The 19,073-nt window shown below is 52.1% G+C and carries 13 protein-coding genes; 1 reads left to right on the top strand and 12 read right to left on the bottom strand.

Annotated elements, in window-relative coordinates; translation table 11 throughout:
- Positions 1 to 525: 525 nt before the first annotated feature.
- Positions 526 to 6,060: an alpha-2-macroglobulin gene (locus DWW90_RS03470; protein WP_122343993.1), complete on the bottom strand. Its 5,535-nt coding sequence runs from the start codon at positions 6,058 to 6,060 to the stop codon at positions 526 to 528.
- A gap of 156 nt (positions 6,061 to 6,216) precedes the next feature.
- Between DWW90_RS03470 and DWW90_RS03465 the strand changes: the two genes are divergently transcribed.
- The gene (locus tag DWW90_RS03465) at positions 6,217 to 7,578 is read left to right on the top strand and encodes an MATE family efflux transporter (protein WP_122343992.1); all 1,362 of its coding nucleotides are present in this window, start codon (positions 6,217 to 6,219) and stop codon (positions 7,576 to 7,578) included.
- A gap of 3 nt (positions 7,579 to 7,581) precedes the next feature.
- On the opposite strand, the gene DWW90_RS03460 is transcribed toward DWW90_RS03465, so the two are convergent.
- The 11 genes from DWW90_RS03460 to DWW90_RS03410 form a co-directional block, all read right to left on the bottom strand.
- Positions 7,582 to 8,469 (bottom strand): aldo/keto reductase, encoded by an 888-nt coding sequence (locus DWW90_RS03460; protein ID WP_122333626.1) that lies wholly within the window; start codon positions 8,467 to 8,469, stop codon positions 7,582 to 7,584.
- A gap of 1 nt (position 8,470) precedes the next feature.
- Positions 8,471 to 9,820 (bottom strand): Na+/H+ antiporter NhaA, encoded by a 1,350-nt coding sequence (gene nhaA, locus DWW90_RS03455; protein WP_122343991.1) that lies wholly within the window; start codon positions 9,818 to 9,820, stop codon positions 8,471 to 8,473.
- A gap of 72 nt (positions 9,821 to 9,892) precedes the next feature.
- On the bottom strand, positions 9,893 to 11,086 hold the full coding sequence (locus DWW90_RS03450; protein WP_122343990.1) for a sodium:proton antiporter: 1,194 nt from the start codon (positions 11,084 to 11,086) through the stop codon (positions 9,893 to 9,895).
- An 84-nt stretch (positions 11,087 to 11,170) separates the two neighbouring features.
- On the bottom strand, positions 11,171 to 11,770 hold the full coding sequence (locus DWW90_RS03445; RefSeq protein ID WP_115498682.1) for a YigZ family protein: 600 nt from the start codon (positions 11,768 to 11,770) through the stop codon (positions 11,171 to 11,173).
- 3 nt (positions 11,771 to 11,773) lie between these two features.
- Positions 11,774 to 11,992: a hypothetical protein gene (locus DWW90_RS03440; RefSeq protein ID WP_115498683.1), complete on the bottom strand. Its 219-nt coding sequence runs from the start codon at positions 11,990 to 11,992 to the stop codon at positions 11,774 to 11,776.
- A 6-nt stretch (positions 11,993 to 11,998) separates the two neighbouring features.
- Positions 11,999 to 14,842 carry an excinuclease ABC subunit UvrA gene (gene uvrA, locus DWW90_RS03435; protein ID WP_115498684.1) on the bottom strand — a complete coding sequence of 948 codons (2,844 nt, stop codon included), beginning with the start codon at positions 14,840 to 14,842 and terminating at the stop codon, positions 11,999 to 12,001.
- A gap of 21 nt (positions 14,843 to 14,863) precedes the next feature.
- A complete protein-coding gene (locus tag DWW90_RS03430; RefSeq protein WP_122343989.1) occupies positions 14,864 to 15,841 on the bottom strand; it encodes a lytic transglycosylase domain-containing protein in 978 nt (325 codons plus the stop codon).
- Positions 15,816 to 17,177, bottom strand: coding sequence for a gliding motility-associated C-terminal domain-containing protein (locus tag DWW90_RS03425; protein WP_122343988.1), 1,362 nt, complete (start codon positions 17,175 to 17,177; stop codon positions 15,816 to 15,818). Before DWW90_RS03425 ends, DWW90_RS03430 begins: the two co-directional genes overlap by 26 nt.
- Before the next feature lie 166 nt (positions 17,178 to 17,343).
- Positions 17,344 to 18,180, bottom strand: coding sequence for a D-Ala-D-Ala carboxypeptidase family metallohydrolase (locus DWW90_RS03420; RefSeq protein ID WP_122343987.1), 837 nt, complete (start codon positions 18,178 to 18,180; stop codon positions 17,344 to 17,346).
- 27 nt (positions 18,181 to 18,207) lie between these two features.
- Complete coding sequence (locus DWW90_RS03415; protein WP_122333617.1) at positions 18,208 to 18,405, bottom strand: hypothetical protein; 198 nt, start codon at positions 18,403 to 18,405, stop codon at positions 18,208 to 18,210.
- Between the two features lie 63 nt (positions 18,406 to 18,468).
- Positions 18,469 to 18,915: an HU family DNA-binding protein gene (locus tag DWW90_RS03410; RefSeq protein WP_122343986.1), complete on the bottom strand. Its 447-nt coding sequence runs from the start codon at positions 18,913 to 18,915 to the stop codon at positions 18,469 to 18,471.
- Positions 18,916 to 19,073: the final 158 nt, after the last annotated feature.

Here is a 19,073-nt window from a genome sequence, read left to right as displayed (position 1 = left end):
AATTATTTGAAATTCAATATTGTATCCTTTGATTTTTAGAAAGATTAAAAAAAGACTGGAAATCCTATTTTCAACTATTTTTACTAATCTATCAAAAAGAGTAAAAAAACAGCATCCTCGAGATTACCTCAAAATCTTATAAAATGACAATTATTATCTCAAAGCTTTCTAAAATCCCTGTAAGATCGACAGATCATAAGGGGATGTGTCAAAAGTAAATTTTAATGTTTAGCGTGTCATTGCGGGCTTGACCCGCAACCTCATACTAAACTGATTTACAATGATTAGGATGAGATGGCGGGTGTAGTCATCCCGGACTTGATCCGGGACCGCCAGGACACAGACGCTATAAATAGAACTTTTGACACATCTCCTTAAAAAGCAATACCTCTTGTCTTCGAGCCCTGTAAGAGCTAAGAAAAAAGAAGCATCCCCTTAACCCAAGGCTTACGTCTTGGATTAAAGGGATGCTTTTCTTACAGAGCTAAGACAGAGTTTAGACTTTATGATACAGGATATCACCTGTTATTCCACCGTCACCATCTTCCCTTCCGTATTCGCACGCATCAAATGGTCGTACATCGCTTCGATGTAGACCGGCGGCAGGTAGAAGCGGCCGGGGTAGACGGCGCAGAGGTTGATTTTGACTGTCACCTGCCGTCCGGCGGGGAGGTGGTCGATGTAGCTGTAGGCACGGTCGTCGCGGATGTCCTGGTAGTTGATGCCGGGCGTTTTCGCGTCGGTCGCACCCTCACTAAGGAAGCGGGTGTTGAGTATTTCCCATCCGGCGGGGAACACTTCGGTGAGCACCAAGTTATTCACGCCATGCGACGAAGGGTTGCGGACGGTGACGACGGCAACGAAATTTGTACCCTGCGGCAGTGCGGAGGCATCGACCGGGTTACCTGCCTGATCCGTATAGCTGACGGCGAGGGAGAGGCCGTTTGCGTAGGCTTCCTCACGGCCTTCGGCTGGGATGCCTTCGGTGATGAGACGGGCGAAGAGCGTGGACTTTCCGGTGTTCCGGATCTCCAAGGGAGCGGAAGGTGCGGCCTTGTCGAGCAGGGGCTTTGTCCAGACGTTCTTTGTCGTCGAGATATCCTCCGTCTTGCCTGCGGAGGTGTAGGAGAAGTCCATGGAGGCGGCCGTCTTGTAACGCTTCATATAGCCGGAAAGGGCGATGAGGCTGAAGGCCGTCTCCTGTGTGCTGAGCCAGTCATCGGAAGCGAGCGTCTTCGAGATTTCATCAGCCAGACGGGCAGCCGGGGCGCTTTCGTCGAGCAGGCAGAGCGCCATCAGGCGGATGGAGCGGTCGCGGAGGTTGCTGCCGAAGGTCTGGTCATACTCCGTGTAGGCGGTCGTCAGCTCCGTTGTCTTGGCGGTCAGCTCGCGTGCGACGTCCGCCCGTCCGACAAGCGCGTAGGCGGAGGCCAACAGCCAGCGGCTCATGGGTTGAAGCGTCTTGCTCTCTTTCAAGCGGTTCATCGCTCCTACTTCGGCCGATCCGGCGAGGGCGAGGACGTAGAGGCGGTAGGCCTGCGTCATTTCTTCGGAACGTTCGTAATAGGATGCCACCGGTTTCCAGCCGCGTGCCGTGCGCACGAGGTTACCGATGACGCTGCGCCGCATGGCATCGGGCACGAGGTACCCCCTTGTGGCGGCTTCGGTCAGGAAATGCGTGGCGTAGACCGTTCCCCAAGCGTTGCTGCTTGTCCCGCCGGGCCAGTAGGAGAAGGCGCCGTCTACCGTCTGGTAGGAACGCAGGCGGCGGATGACCTCTTTCACGGCGTTTTCGACGGATTGTTTTTCGTCGGCGGTCAACGCGGTAAATTCATTCAAATATAATTGCGGGAACCCCTTCGACGTAATCTGCTCTACACATCCATGCGGATAACCTAACAGATAACTGAGGCGCGCTAACAGATTGACCGGCTGCACGTCCGACATTTCGAGCGTGAGGCTGTTCGTCCCTGCCACGCCCGGCATCGTGACGGTTCCTTTCCAGGATTTTCCGGCTTCGAGTGTGACGGGCGTCACTTTGACCTGCGGGCGGCGGACGCTGCGGATTTCGAGGTCTGTCTCGTAAACCGATTTTTCGCCCTTACCGGTGGCGGTGATCGTCACCCGTCCGGCTCCCGGACGGTCTTTCACGCGGATGTGGAATTGTGCGAGCTTGTCGCCCGTCTCCGTGAAGTTCAGCGTGCGGGCGGCTTCACCGACAACCTCCATATTGCCGGAGCAGGAGATGGTGACACGGACGTCGCCGACGCCTTTCTCCGTGGCAAAGACGGTGGCGGGAACGGCCATCTCCTCTCCCACGCCGATCACGCGTGGAAGGGTACCGAGCAGCATCACGGGCTTGCGCACCATCACGCTCTTTTCGGCATTTCCGTATGCTTCCCCATCACCGGCGACGACCATCATGCGGACACGGCCGTTATAGTTGGGCATCCGGAACGTGTGCTGCCGCTTCTCCCCTTTTCCGAGGGCGAACGGGCCGGCAAACTGTACGACGGGCTTGAAGCGGTTGACGATGGCTTTCGGGCCTTTGTTGAGCGCGTCGTCACCGCCGATGCTGAATAGCTGCTCGATGCGGCCGCCATACGCGCCGACGACGTAGTTATAGAGGTCCCAGGTGCTGACGCCCAATGCTTCGCGCGCGTTGAACGCCTGCCAGGGGTCGGGCGTGCGGAAGCGGGTGAGGTCGAGCAGCCCTTCGTCGACAATCGCCAACGTATAGGCCATCGGGCGTCTGTTCTTTTCCGAAACGGTGACGCTGTAGGAGGATTCGGGCTTGATCTCGTCCGCCGTCCGGATAACGGGCGCGAGGTGGCTCTCGGGGGATGTCACAGTGAAGGGGACGACGCCGTACATACGGATCGGCAGGTCGTTCTTCGTCACGCCGTGGGGCTGGAGGAGCGTTATATATATGTACGCGTTGGGCTGCATCTCCGCTGTGACGTCAAGGCGGAGGGTGGTCTGCCCTTCCGTGCAGTCGTATTCGCTGACGGAAAGCAGTCTTGTACCGTTCTCGATGCTGACAATGGCGCGGCTGCCTTTCGCGGATGGGAAGGTGACGGTCATCTTCTCGCCTGGCGCATAGGTCTCTTTGTCGGTCTTGAAGCTCAACATATTAGCGGATGAAGAGCCGTCGGCATCGCGCCGCCCTTCGCCGTAGGGCCAGTCAAAGTAGCTCATCACGCCTGTTGAGTGTTTGCTTTCGGGGTCTTTCACCGAGATGAAGTAGGTTCCCCATTCATTGTCGGCGAAGGAGAGGCGGAAGTTGGCGGTTCCGTCGGCGCCTGTCCGGAGGGTGAAGGTTTTGACGGGTTTGTTGTAGGAATCGGATACATAATTGGCCAACTGGCTGTTGTCGGAGCTCCACCACCAGTACCAATAGACTTTGTAGACCTTCACCTCGAGTTCGGTGTTTACCGCAGCCTGGCCGGTGTAATCGACGGAGGCAACGGTGTAGGTGTAGTTCGTTCCGGTGTTCAATTGTTCCTTATCCTGCTGGGGCGACTGGATGCCGGCGTAGCGCGTATATGGGGAATAGAGCGCCCGGTCGGCGTCGATGCTGAAATCGCCGGATTCTTCATAGACGCGGGTCACGAAGTTGGCGAGCAACATGCCAGGGGCTGAGGCGCCGATCTCGAAACGGGCGGTGACGGTGGCGTTGCCTGTCGCGTCGGTCACGCCGGAGATGAGCTTGCTTTCTTCGCTGTTAAAGACTTTCGAGGGATCGTCGAACGTGAAGTTCTTATAGCCTAAGAAGGTTGTCGGGGTCGAGATAAAAGTACCCTGGATGTCGTATTTGAGGTTGCGGGCGGTCGCGCCTTGCAGCCATTCGACGTGCATGGCAGCATCGAAGGGTTTGCCGCGGAGCAAATTTTTTTTGGGCATCGCGAGGGATATCTTCAGGCGGTTCGGCTTGATCGTCTCGATACGGAGGCGCTTGCTGAAGGTGACGCCGCCGACGCTCACGTTGACGTTCCAGGCGCCTGTCGGGGCATCGGCCTCGGTCGGCATGTCGAAGGCGTAGAGACCGGAGACTCCCTTCGTCTGTGTCTGCCGGAGGTAGAGCTGGCCGAGGGGGTTATAGAGTTCCATGATAACGGGATGATTGGCAGGAAGCTTCCGGGTGCGGTCGTTCAGCATAAAGCCGAGGTGGAGCGTGTCGCCCGGACGCCAGACGCCGCGGTCGCCGTAGATGAATCCTTTGATGCCTTTCTGAACGACTTCGCCGGAGACGTCGAACGAGCTTAACGAGAGCGCCGAGCCGCCGTCCACGCGGAGGTACGAGCGTTGTGCGCCGAGCGAGGCGACAAGGTAGAAGGGTTTGCCTGTCGCGAGGGGCAGGACGACTTGTCCTTTGTCGTCCGTCGTGCCTCGGGCAAGCTCCTGGTGCTGGTAGTTGCAGGCGGTGACTTTCACGCCGCGTTCGGGATGGGTGCTGAGGAGGTTGTGGACGAGGACGGTCATCGTGTTGTCTTCGCCGCTCATCGCCATGAGGCCGAGGTTGGTGGCGAGGACGTTCTTGCCGGTCGTCGTGTTGGAATAGTAGCTCTTCGAGCAGGGGTTGTTGCGCTCCGAGTAGTTATAGTCGGACCAGTTGAAGTCGCCGTTGTAATAGTAGTAGCCGCCTTCGTCGAAACGGCTGCTTTCTTCCTTGAATTTGATTTCGTCTTCGGCGAGAATCTGCTCTTTGCTTGCCTTCACGAGGTCCGGACAGGGATAGGCGGAGAGATCGCGGTTAAACGACAGCTCGATGCGGTAGATGGCACCCGGCTCGGGGTCGATCAGCGATTTCAGGTCGATGGCGTAGGTCTTCCATTCGGTGAGGTCGTGTGTCGGATCATCGTCGAGGAAGATCGTTTTGCGGGCGACGAGGCGGCCGACACGCATGAGGTCGCCTGTACCGTCGAGGTTGTTCACCTGGAGGAACTGCCCGATGTTTTGTTCGAGTATCTTGATGACGCGCACGACCACGCCGCGAAGGTAGACGGCCTGGAAGGGTACGCTGAGCTGCGTGGACTGGGGGATGATCACGCCGTCGCCGATAAAGCGGACGTCGGGCAAGGTCTGGTTGACTTCGACCTGCCGGACGATGCTTTCGCCGAGGGTCAGGCCGTTCTTGCTGCGTATGTTTTTATTCAGGTGGACGTTCAGTGCGCCTTTGGTGCCGGCGTCGGGATAGAGGCGGAGTTTATTGCCGTCTACGTTGACGGCGTCCGACTTGTTTTTGTCGATCCAGGCGAGGCCTTGCATATTCTGGGTGGCGTCGAGGAGTTTCGTGAAGGTGACTTCGATGTAGCGTTCGGGGTCCGAGACATATTGCACGTCATAGACGCCGAAATCGTTCATCGCGGGGATGTCGACCGACAGGAGTTCTTCTTCGGGTACTTTCAACTTGTTCGGTGCGACAGAGAGTGCGAAGGTGCGTGCTCCCTCCGCCCCTGCCTGGAGGTTGGCGATGGAAAGCTGGTGTTTCTTCCCGTCGGGGCTATGCTCCCAGACGGCATCGGCTTTCTCCGAGAAGCGGACGAGCGGCTCTACGGTTTCGGGCGCTTCCTTGTCGGGGGTGAAAAGGGTGCAGACGAGGTCGTAGCCGTTCTCATTCTTCTCACTGATATCGAAGGATTGGAGGTTACCGCGCAGGGCGAGCGGCAGGGTGGCGAAGTTGAAGATGAAATGTTCGTCTTTGCCTTCGGTGTCGAACCATTCGGAGAGGTCGGCGCGGACTTCGTAGCGGGTGTCGCGCTCGAAGCCTTTGGCGGGCTTGAAAACGATGGTCCGGTTGTTCTCGAAGGTCAGTTCGCCGGCTGTCTCGGGCTTGATGCGGATCAGCTTGCGAAGGTGGTCCGGCTTGATGCGGTCGGCGGGTATCGTCTGGTTGAAGATCAGGTAGACAGGCGTGTACCTGGAGATTGTTCCGGAGGTAAAGGCCTCCACATACGGGCTGAAAGGCAGCTCCTCGCCTTCCTCGCTCCGCGTTTCCTTACATCCGCTGACTAAAACTAAAAGGCAGCAGGCATAAACATAATACAGATACTTTGCCATATTTCCTGAATTTTAACGGTTACACAGTTGACAAACAGTTTTTTTGCGAATATAAGTATTTTATATGAAGATTATCCGGTCATTTATTACCAAATGGTAATTTTTCATCCGCTATAAAAGGCTACTTTTGCCTCCCGGTATAAAAAAGAGAGAAGTATGCAGAGGGATCGCATTGATTTTGGCAGTATGGATATTCCGGTGTTGTTTCGGAAGATCTTTTTCCCGACTTTGTTAGGAATGGTTTGCATGGCGTGTATCACCATTGCGGACGGTATATTCGTCGGGCGCGGTGTCGGCAGTGATGCGTTGGCGGCGGTTAATATCGTCGCGCCGCTTTTTATGGTGACGACGGGGGTCGGGCTGCTTTTCGGCGTCGGCGCGTCGGTCGTGGCGTCGGTGCATCTGTCGCAGGGAAGGGTGAAGGCGGCTAATATCAATATTACGCAGGCACTCTTGGTGTCGCTTCTGTTGATGGCGGTGTCGATGACACTAATTTTTGTCTTTAATAAGCAGACGGCTTATCTGTTAGGCAGTTCCGGGCAGTTGCTTCCGCTTGTGTTAGAGTATATGGACTGGATCGTGCCGTTTTTTATCTTCAGCATGTTAGCGAATATCGGGATGTTTATCATCCGGCTGGATGGCTCGCCGAAGTTTGCGATGTTGTGCAATGTCGTTCCGGCACTGTTGAATGTAGTGCTCGATTATGTGTTCGTCTTTCCGATGCAGATGGGGCTGATGGGGGCGGCGTTGGCGACTGCGTTGGCACAGGTGGCCGGGGGTGTGATGGTGTTGGGCTATCTTTTAGGCTGCTCCAGGACGCTGCGTCTGTATAAGCTCAAAATGAGTATGAAAAGTTTGCTGCTGACCTGCCGGAACACAGGCTATATGGTTCGCTTGGGAGCTTCGGCGATGTTGGGCGAGTTGGCGATCGCCTGCATGATGCTGGTGGGGAATTATGCATTCATCCGCGTGCTTCATGAAGACGGGGTGGCGGCCTATAGCGTGGCGTGCTACTGCCTGCCGATCGTCTTTATGATCGCCAACGCGATTGCGCAGTCGGCACAGCCGATCATCAGCTACAACTATGGGACCGGCGATGCGGCGCGGGTGCACACGACCTTCCGGCTGTCGTTGAAGACGGCTTTCGTGTCGGGGCTATTAGCATTTGCGGTGATGTATGTTTTATGCCCGTATATCGTGGCGATGTTTCTGGAACCCGGCTACAGGGCGTATGAGATTGCGACGGGGGGAATCCCCTACTTTGCGGCGGGGTTTGTCTGCTTTGCCCTGAACATCGTCTGGATCGGGTATTACCAGAGTATCGAACTGGCACGCAAGGCGATGTTCTTTATGACCTTGCGGGGGATTGTGGGGATGACGGCGTGCTTCCTGATCCTCCCTCCTCTGTTGGGTGAAAAGGGGTTGTGGCTGGCTGTTCCCTGTGCCGAACTGCTTATCTTTATCCTGTTGACGGCGGATTACCAGTTGCGGCACAAGGTACGGCATGCGGTGCGGTAGGCTCTATCGCTTGGCAAGACGCATCACCCGTTCGATGGCGTCATCCATCTGGGCGATGGATTCCATGCCGAGGGTCATGCAGTGGAGATTGCTTTCGGTGATGGCATAACGGAGGGATTGCTCGCGTTCGTCGTCGGCTACGTGCTGTCCTTCGCCGAAGATCTTCATGCCGATGATACCCTTACCCTTCTCGCGGGCACGGCCGAGGAGGCGGTTGACGTCGTCGCGGCTGCCGTCCATATGGCTTTCAAAGGGATTCAGGCGGGCGAGGATCACGTCACACCAGGGGTTGTTGACGGCTTCCACCATCGCGTCCCAATTATGGCAGGAGACGCCGACAGCTTTCACGATACCGTCTGCTTTGGCTTGTGCGAAACCATCCATGTAGAACTTGCGGGTTTCGCCCCAATTGCCTTTTGTCATGCAGTGCATCAGGAGGATGTCGAAATATTCGGTGTTGGCTTCCTTGCGCATACGGTCGAGGGTTTTGCGGACAGGTTCTATCTTATCCGAGCCTTCGTCGTAGGTCCACATCTTGCTCATGAGGGTGAGTTTCTCACGGGGCAGGCCTTCGATGGCTTTTCCGACGAAGGGTTGGGAACCGTAGGTGTCGGCCATGTCGAAGAAACGGATGCCGCGTTCGTAACCGTGGCGGGCCATCCGGGTGAAATGATCCTGTCCTGCCCGTGTCTGGTTGGATTGGAAGTTCCAGCCTTTCGTTCCGGTACCCATAGCGATACGGGAGACCTTCAATCCGGTTTTTCCTAACTTCACCTTGTCGACCGACACGTCTGAAGGCAGTGATATTTGAATGTTTGCTAACCCGGTATGGGATAGAGAAAGGCCCGCTACTCCGGCTACTCCTGTCTGAATAAATTTGCGTCTGTCCATCTTATGCTGTTTTAGGTAATATTTTCTTTAAGATCAAATAGCCGCACAAACCGGAAATAAACGAGCCGGCGAATACGCCTAACTTCGCCTGGTTCAACAAATCATCCCCCATACCGGGCATCCCGGCAAAAGAGAGGTTTGCGATAAAGAGGGCGACCGTAAAGCCGATGCCTCCCAGCATCGACACGCCGAACAATTTCGATTTACTGGCTCCTGCCGGCATAGCCGCAAAACCCAACCGGATGAAGAGATAGGTAAACAGGAATATCCCCAACGATTTTCCGAGAAACAGGCCGAGGAATACGGCTAACGGTACGCCGGGAAGAGATGATATCTGTATGTCGCCAAAGGTTACGCCTGCATTGACAAATGCAAAGAGCGGCAAGATCAGGTAGTTGACAAGCGGATGCAGTTTGTCGGCAATGCTTTGGAGCGGACTGATCGTCTTGTCGGCCAACGAATGGATATTATTGAGTACCTGGATCTGCGTGGGTGAAAGGACTTCGGCTTTCCTGGAATGGCGCACCTCCGTATAATCGAGCATGCTCAGATAGCCGGCCATCTCGTCGGTAAAAGCGTCCAGCTTGACAACCGGGCGGGCGGGTACGGTAAACGCAACCAGTACGCCGGCTATCGTCGGATGGATACCGGATTCGAGGAACAGCATCCAGACAAAGAACCCGACTATATAATAAAAGAACATATTATTCACCCGCATCTTTCCGCCGGCATACAGCAAAGCCAACAAAGCGAGAGAGATCAGAAGCGGCTCGAAAGCGATGTCACCGCTATAAAACAGGGCGATAATAATAATGCCGCCGACATCGTCCACCACAGCTAAGGCAGTCAGGAAGATACGCATACTGAGCGGAACCCGTTTACCTAACAAACCCAGGACGGCGAGCGCAAACGCGATATCGGTCGCCATCGGAATAGCCACTCCCCTCACCTCCGGAGCCGAATGACATACGATAAAATAGAAAACGACCGGGACGATCATTCCTCCGCAAGCGGCGATAATAGGTAATAAGGCTTTCCGCATCGAACTCAGCTCGCCTATCAGGATTTCCTGCTTGATTTCCAGTCCGATCACAAAGAAGAAGACGGCCATCAGGGCGTCATTGACGAATGCCAGCATAGGCATCGGTTCGCCGTGGTGCATGAATGGAGTAAAATGCCCGATCTTCAAATCGATCGGATGCGACAGGATATGATGATAGGATTCTGCCCAAGGAGAATTGGCGAATATCATGGCAAGGATCGTAGCCATGAATAACAAAACACTCGCGTTCGCTTTTTGCGTGGCAAAGCGACGCAAAGGTTTAAGGATAACGTTAATGGTTCTGTCCATACTGGTATTTTATATTTTATGGGAAGCGGCTTGCTGTCCGCTTCCACCAAGTTTTTTCCTAACAATAAATTCTTACTTGCCGGCTTTTTCCAGCTCGTATGCACTGCGGGTCAGTTTCTCTACCCACACGACAAATATACCAGTTAAAATTAAATTAAACACTATGGTAAGCACAGAAATCATCAAAGCGGGCCCTCCTAAATTGTAGCCAAGTGCGATAAAGATAATGCCGGCTCCCACCTCTCCGCGCGTGAACATACCGATCGACAAGGCCAGACGCTCGCGCTTCCGTCTCTCCCGGTAAAAAAACAAGGGGAATAATTTTCCGATATTGGAAAGGAACGAAACGATCACGACATGCAGGATGATCACCGGCCATGACATCATCGGCTGGGCACCTGTTATCGTCGTCGCTTCAGCCGATTGCGCCGCGAAGTCGACACCGAAAAATACCGGCATACTGACCCCGACCAGAAACATGAACAGGAAGGAAACGGCGGTCGCCACATTGTGCTCTATCTTCGTATCGATATGCTTATGCCTCATCACCATCCCTAAAACAAAGGCGGGTAATAACACTTCGATATGGATGCTCGCATCCTCTCCGTAGAGGTATTTGGACGCCAGGTAAACCGCTTGTGTAATCCCGCAGGTGACAACGGCATAGAAAAGAATGGCTTTCCAATCCTGCCGCATATTATAGCTTCCCATCTTTTTCCATCCGACAATCAGCAGCACCATGACAATCAGAATGATCACACCCAGTTGCCAGCGCAGTCCGACCATCATGATCTGCAGAGGAATCATCAGCAAGATCGTATCCAGGTCGTCGAAGATAGCCAATACCTGCACCTTCTTATATACCCAGGATGATTTCAGCCCCGCTGCCGCAAGCATTGTAAAGAGGATGCCTGCCGATGTCGGCGCCGCGAACCGGCTCAACAGAAGGTTTTCTTTCCACGCTTCCCCACTGCTCCAGTACATGTCGGGCAACAGGACAAACATATAGTACAAAGCAACCAATATCCAGGGGAAAGCGGCTGTCGCCATTGCAATAAAATAGTCCTCGGTGTAAGACCGCCAACGGCTCTTATCCATTTCAAACTCCCGCCCTACATTGATCATGATAAAGGCAAGACAAACATATAGCAACGTGTTGGAAACCGTCTTTACCGATAAATAACTCTCACCCACCATCGCGGGCAGGAATTGAGAAACAACCAATCCCAACATCAGGAAAAAAGAAAACAAAAGAATCTTCTTCATTATTAATGAACTGTTTTTGTTTAGAATTATAGTAATACAACAATTAATTTAAAAAATCGGTTCTGGGATTTCATCAAATGATAATTAATCCTTCAGATAAGCACTTTCGACCTTGAGCAGGCGTGCTTTCAACCGTTCGGCATCCCCCTTCCGGATGCGGAGCGTCATTTCGCAATCCATATCAAACTTTTGGGAAACGACCGCCGGGTTATCTTCCTTGACAATGCGCATGATACCATTCAGGTAAGGATATTCGAATGCAACGGTGATATCTTCATCAACGGTACGTTCGTCAATCTCGGCAGCTGCAATTGCTTCAGCCGCTGCTGTCCGGTATGCAACTATCAGGCCGCTCGTTCCCAATTCGATTCCGCCGAAGTAGCGGATCACAACGATCAGGATGTCTGTCAACTCGTTCGAATTGATCTGCCCCAGGATCGGTTTGCCGGCTGTTGAAGACGGCTCCCCGTCATCATTCGCACGGAAGTTCAGGCGTTCGGGACCTAACATATAGGCCCAGCATACATGGCGGGCGTCGTAATATTGCTTACGGTATTTATCCAGTTGCTCCTTGACCTCTTCCACGGTACGCACAGGGATGGCATACGAGATAAAGCGGCTTCGCTTCTCCGTATAATATCCTTCCGCTACTTGTTTTATGGTTTTGTAACTGTCGTCCGCCATTCTTTAATCAGGTACGTGTGTTTGCTGTTCCTCCCGGAAAGCCCGGAAGTCTTTCATTATCTCTTCGATCTCTTCTATAAAATACGGATCTTTTACATGCCCCTTTACCTCTTCGTAGTAGGTTTCAATAGCCTTCAATGCACATATATCCTGTCCACGCAGCAGAAAGTAAGGCTCCTCTTTCTCCACGCACTGTTTAATCATTTGAATCGGATTCTTCATATCTCTTTATTTTTTTAATTCTTCCTTCAAAAACGGAGCCGTATAGCTCTTTGTTTTAGACTTGATCATCTTTTCGGGGGTACCGGTGAAAAGGATTTGACCGCCGTTGCGGCCTCCTTCGGGGCCCATGTCGATCAGGTAGTCGGCTGATTTGATGACGTCGAGGTTGTGCTCGATGACAATGATCGTATTGCCTTTATCGACCAGCTTGTTCAGGACACCGAGCAATACGCGGATATCTTCGAAATGAAGGCCGGTTGTCGGTTCATCCAGCACATAGAGCGTCTTGCCCGTGTCTTTCTTTGCCAATTCGGTCGCTAACTTGACACGTTGGCTCTCGCCGCCGGAAAGCGTAGTCGAAGGCTGGCCCAGCTTGATATACCCCAGGCCGACATCCTGCAAAACCTTCACCTTGGAAAGGATAGACGGGACATTCTCGAAAAACTCGACAGCCATATTGATCGTCATATCCAGCACATCCGCAATGGACTTACCGCGAAAACGTACTTCCAGCGTCTCCCGGTTATACCGTTTGCCGTGGCATTCCTCACAGGGGACAAGCACGTCGGGCAGAAAGTTCATCTCGATCGTCTTATAGCCGTTCCCTTTGCAAGTCTCACAACGTCCGCCGGAGACATTAAAAGAGAAACGCCCCGGCTTATAACCACGCACTTTCGACTCCGGCAGCTCCACAAAAAGGTTGCGGATATCCGAAAAGACACCGGTATAAGTGGCCGGATTACTGCGCGGCGAACGTCCGATAGGCGACTGGTCCACATTGACGATCTTATCTATATTATCAATTCCTTCAATCGATTTATAAGGCAACGGATCTTCCAGGGAGCGATAGAAATGCTGGCTGAGAATCGGTTGCAAGGTCGCATTAATCAACGTAGACTTTCCGCTACCCGACACACCAGTCACACAAATCAGCGTCCCCAACGGGAAGGTGACATCCACATTCTTCAGGTTATTCCCGCTTGCCCCTTTTATGGTGATAAACTGCCCGTTCCCTTTGCGCCGTTCTTTCGGAACCGCGATCTCCATCTTTCCGTTCAGGTAAGCCGAAGTCAGCGTATCCGCTTTCAGCATCTCCTCCGGAGTTCCGGCATAGACCACTTCACCGCCTAAACGGCCTGCCTTCGGCCCCATATCGACCACATAATCCGCATTGAGCATCATATCCTTGTCATGCTCCACCACGACAACAGAGTTACCCGTATCGCGCAATTCCTTCAGCGAATTGATCAGCCGGACATTATCCCGCTGGTGCAACCCGATACTCGGCTCGTCGAGGATATACAAGACATTCACCAACTGACTGCCGATCTGCGTAGCCAAACGGATACGCTGGCTCTCGCCACCCGACAAGGTTGCAGAAGCACGGTTCAGGGACAGATAATCCAATCCCACATCCAACAGGAACTTCAGGCGTGAACGAATCTCCTTCAATATCTCGACAGCAATCTGGCGCTGTTTGTCATTCAGTTTATCTTCGACACCATCCAGCCATTCATACAGTTCGGAAATATCCATCGCCGACAGTTCGGCAATATTCTTTCCGGCAATCCGGTAATTCAAAGCCTCCTTATTCAGACGCTGCCCGCCGCACTCAGGACAGGCCGCCATCCGTATAAACTGTCCCGCCCATTTCTGTGCGGAAGCAGAAGCCTCGCTCTCCTGTTGCATCAGGATATATTTGGCAACACCCTCGTACGACAGGAAATAGTTGGAAGAACCCAGCGAATCATTCTTGATTTGCAAGCGTTCGTCCGTCCCGTTCATGATCTCGTCGATCGCATCCTCGGGAATATCTTTGATCGGTGTTTTCAGTGTCACGCCATATTTCTCACATATCGCTTCGATCTGCCAGAAAATCAGGGAGTTTTTATATTTACCCAATGCCACGATACCGCCACTGTAGATACTTAGCGAGGAATCGGGCACAATCTTATTCATATCCAGCAGATTCACCTGCCCCAACCCTTTACACTTCGGGCAAGCGCCCTGGGGCGAGTTAAAGGAAAAATTATGGGGAGCCGGCTCGCTGTAAGACAATCCCGTTACGGGGTCCATCAGACGACGGCTGTAGTGTCGCACTTCGTCCGTATCGGCATCCAACACGAGGACAAGGCCGTCGCCCTGTTTCATGGCAACACGCAAGCTCTCCTTCAAACGCCGTTCGTCCGATTCCGAGACTACCAGCTTGTCGATCACCACCTCGATGCTGTGCATCTTATAACGGTCGAGCTTCATACCGTGGAAAATCTCTTTCATCTCGCCGTCCACACGGACATTCAGGTAGCCTTTCTTGCGCATCTGCTCGAACAGTTCCTTATAGTGCCCTTTACGGTTACGGACCAACGGAGCAAGCAGATACGTTTTCTTTCCCCTGTATTGGTTCAGGATCAGTTCCAATGTCTGCTCTTCGGTGTACTTCACCATCTTCTCACCGCTCAGGTAAGAATAAGCCTCTCCCGCCCTTGCATAAAGCAGACGGAAGAAATCGTAAATCTCGGTTGTCGTCCCGACGGTAGAACGCGGATTCTTGTTCGTCGTCTTCTGTTCGATCGAGATAACAGGACTCAAACCGGTGATCTTATCCACATCCGGCCGCTCCATATTCCCCAGGAAATTACGGGCATAAGCGGAGAACGTCTCCACATAGCGCCGTTGCCCTTCGGCAAAGATCGTATCGAAAGCTAAGGACGATTTACCGCTGCCACTCATCCCGGTAATCACGGAAAGCTTGTTGCGCGGTATCTCAATATCTATATTTTTCAAATTATGGACACGGGCGCCTAAAACGGAAATACGCCCGCCTTCCAATGCATTCTTATCGTTCATCATTTTCTGTTTTCTATTATCCTTCTATTTTACCACCCAGGCCGGATTATGCACATACGTGTTAGGCGTCTTATAATACATATCGGATTCCTTCGGGATCTGAAGCGTATAGGTCTTTCCCAACGTCAGCAACTTACGGTCGCGCAGCCAGGGATTGAAGCGTTTCAGGTCCGCATACGTAGCCCCGTTCTTTTGGGCAAAAGCGGACAAATCCTGGATATCGGTAGAGACAGACACGTTTTCACAGGCAATCGGCTTGTACAAATCCTGCGCCCGCAAGACAAATCCGTATTTATAAGGAGCTTCGAATATCTGTTTGATCGCCATGATACGGTAGACGTAACGGGTTGTTTCCTCCACTAACCACAGGTCGAACGAACTGTCCGCCTCCTGCTTGGTCAGTTCGCCGGAGATGCGTCCCATACCGGCATTATAAGAAGCAGCGACGGTCGCCCAATCGCCATATTTATCATAGGCGGCTTTCAAGTAACGGCAAGCCGCCTCGGTCGCCTTCGCCACATCGCAACGTTCATCCACGGTAGGCGTGATGGTCAACCCGTATTGCTTGGCCGTACCTTCCAACAACTGCCAAGTTCCGACTGCCCGTGCAGGCGATGAGACGCGGGGATCGAGATGGCTCTCGATCACGGCCAGATATTTGAAATCGTCGGGAATGCCGTTAGCTTTCAGAATCGGTTCGATAACCGGAAAATAGCGGTTGGCCCGCTTAACCAACAGCATGGTGGTAGAATGGAAATAAGTAAAACTACTTAATTCCCGGTCCATACCTTCATGCATATTATAACGCGTCAAATCGATCTCCTTCCCGCAAAAAGAGGCGGAAGAGGGAACATCCGGCGATGTCGTCACCGAAGAGACCACAGGACGCTCTTCCTTTACTTTTTCCGAATCGCTCGAACCGATAGAGAGGCATGCCGTCAGACACACCGCACCACCGGCTATAAAACCTGCTATACTATTGTTGTTCAATAATTTCATCATTTATCTTCTTTGGTCTAAGAATATTAATCGATCCTTTCCTACTAAACTTCTCTCCGGCAGTTCCGGTTGCCTCTATCACGTAGAAATAGACGCCTGGAGCTACATATTTTCCTCCCTTTTTGCCGTCCCAACCTTCCGCCGGATTGGTGGAATGATACATCTCGACCCCCCAACGGTTGAATATCCAGCATTTATAATTGAGCAGCGACTGATAGGCCACACGAAACTCGTCGTTAATGCCGGGTGTCGTTCCCGGCGAGAAAGCATTCGGGATTTCCAAACGCGACTCGGTAATCTTGATCACAAAAGGGTCCGACACCGCTTCGCATTCCCCCGTCCGGTCACTGACGGTCACTTCCGCAATATATTCGCCCTTCTCCGCAAAGGTATAATCCACTTCTTCCCCTCGGTAAAGGATCAAAGGATTTTCCGCGCCGTTCTCCACATCGCTCCTGTAAATCCTCCACGTGTACAAGCTTGCTACCGGCTCATTAGCATACGCCCGGAACGTGACTTCCGCCGGCGCACACAGCAAATCACCCTCACCCAACGTCATATTAGGGGCATTGTCCATAATAAGAGTCGTATCGGTATGCAACTCAACGGCCACAGCCTGATAGGTATCGGATGTAATCGACTTTTCTATTCCGAAATGCCGGGCAAACTGGTCCCCCTTCAAAGTAACTTCCGTATCACACAAAGGCGGCATCACATTTTTGTTTTCCCCCTTCTCTTTAATGCTTCCGGAATAAGGATTCCCTTCCATCGTAACCGTTACCGGAGTCAGGGAAAAACTGTTATCATCCGACCAGGATAAAGTCTGGAACGAAACCTCGAACTCCCGTTTCAGCTCCACTGTCCGGCCGCTCGGCAGATTATATTGCATCCGCGCCGGCTCCGGGCTTCCTTTTAGCAGGAAATTGTCACAAGTACCCTCTACGGTGATATTCTGCACCTCAAAAGCATATTTGCTGTAATCGATAATCCAGACATACCTGGACAAGATATCGGACTCTTGTACAAAATAGCCATATCCTTCTTCCACATTCCGGATAGTAGATGTGTTTCCATTTTGTTCACAAGGGACAGACTCTGCCTCCAATGCTCTCGACTTATACCGATACCATTTATGATTAGTAGATGATGAAGTATAGCTTATCGCTGCATTCCCCATTCCGTATAACAGATAAACTTCAAGTTTCTCACCGGTCTCATCCTTTGCCATCAATGGCGTTCCCTGTCCCCCCGTCACCATATACTGCTGTGCCTGAACGGCGAGCACGGCAAACAAGAAACAGATCGATCCACCCAGCTTTCTAATTTTCGTTCTTAACATATATCCAACCTAAATTAGCTTCCAAAATTACTATTTTATACGGAGATATATGCGTTTTTATTGTACTTTATGATACAAAACCGGTCGTAATAATCCATAATCAGTTTTTCCCCATCATCTGCTTCAGGCCATCCACAGATAACAACTTATCCCAAAAGATCAAACTTTAGACTTTCCCGACAGCTCCGGGTCGCAGTCTTCTATAAAGAAAACAACCGAAGGCTGACAGCAAGGCTAAGCCACAAAGGAAATAGCCCGGTGAATGGTTTGCCCGGCGGGTCTCCGTCCGGACAGCCGTTTCCTTCATATGCCAACCGCCATAATCGGTTTGCTGATGCGTCACGATTTTTCCGGTATCGGCAAGCTGCCTGCGGCGATCCATCTGCAAACTCATAACGGCTTTCGGATATTGTTTGCCGGTACTGTCAGGAGTAAAATAAACAACCTGGTGCAGCTCCCAGGCAATCGTATCCACCAGGCGAATATCCCTTTTTAGCAAATCCATCTCATTATAAGAAAGACGGACAGTATCCAAACAAGCAGCCGATTCCTGCCGATAGCTCTGCCGGCTCAGACCACACCCCGATAACAAGAAAACCATCACTAAAAGCCGCAAAAGCACCTGCATCCGGTTCGCCCCGGAACGCTTCAACGACAGATGCAGAAAATTCCGTTTCCGGTAATGAATCGCCTGATCAAACTCCAACCCCGACCGCCGCAGAAGAGCTAAAAGTTTCGCCACATCCGGCACATAGCAATCCGCCGCCTCCCCTTTCATATGCTGGCTGTCCGGCACTCCCCCGACCAACCGGTTCACCTCTTTACAACGATAACCGCTCGTCACTGCAATCGGGCCGCCATACAACCGGCGAAGCGGCTCCAGCAAAGCAACAACCAAATGCTTCAACGCCCCACAAGCCTCCCCCGTCGGCCTGTTGTCAATCCCATTCTCCACCGCAACCCGGCTATAACTCATCTCCTCCAACGTAAAATGCTCCTCCATATCCTCTCTTTTTTTTATTTTCAATTTTTAATTTTTAATTCTCAATTTATAAGAGTAGTCCACCCCAAACAGCGCCCCCGCAAACGTACTGATCTCCCCGAAAGCCACCAGCACACTGTTGTCTACCTCCCCCTGCGGCTCAATCCAGAACCCGCAAAAGAGCAAAACAATCCCGCTCATAGTGAGCAGGATTGCCATTGTCAACTGAACCGTCAACCTCTTCATGAATTTTGAATTTTGAATTATGAATCTTCAAACTTTCACCTTTCAATTTTCAACTTTCACCTTTTAAAGGATTCCCGGTCTGTCTTCCGGCTTATTCACCGTACCGGAATCATCCGTTTCCGGTGTAACCCGTTCGAAACTTGTAAGACCTTTCATCGTACGCAACGCTTTTCCTGGATAGAAACGGACGCGAGGTTCGCGGATCAGGCCCGTACTGAAATCTTCGACACCCACGACTCCCGTTGATCCGAAATTCAGACGGAAAGTGCCCAATTCACCCACACATACACGACGTCCGTTACGTAAATGACGAACCAACACGACGTTTACACGATCCAGCACAGCTTTCACACCGGCGCTACCGGCAACCGTACTGTCACCCACCTCATCGATAAAGTCTTCAAATGTAACCAGGTCACCACAGATCATCTGTGCATACATCTTTTCAGGAATATCTTCCTGATCTCTACCCAAATTTCTCTTCTGAACCAATTTGTACTTAATAGCCATAACTTTTAAAATTTAAATGATTAATAATTTGTTTTTGATCACAATGCAAAGATAGAGTCGCTGCAAACTGTTAAAAAAGCGATGAGAGAGATGTATAAATGATGATTTATCGGTGTGTTTGCTCGTATTTACCGGACGCAGACGGGCGCAGATTACGC

It is taken from the genome of Parabacteroides sp. AF17-28 (assembly GCF_003479205.1).
In the GTDB taxonomy this organism is placed as follows: domain Bacteria; phylum Bacteroidota; class Bacteroidia; order Bacteroidales; family Tannerellaceae; genus Parabacteroides; species Parabacteroides acidifaciens.
This window is presented reverse-complemented; position numbering and strand designations above follow the sequence as displayed.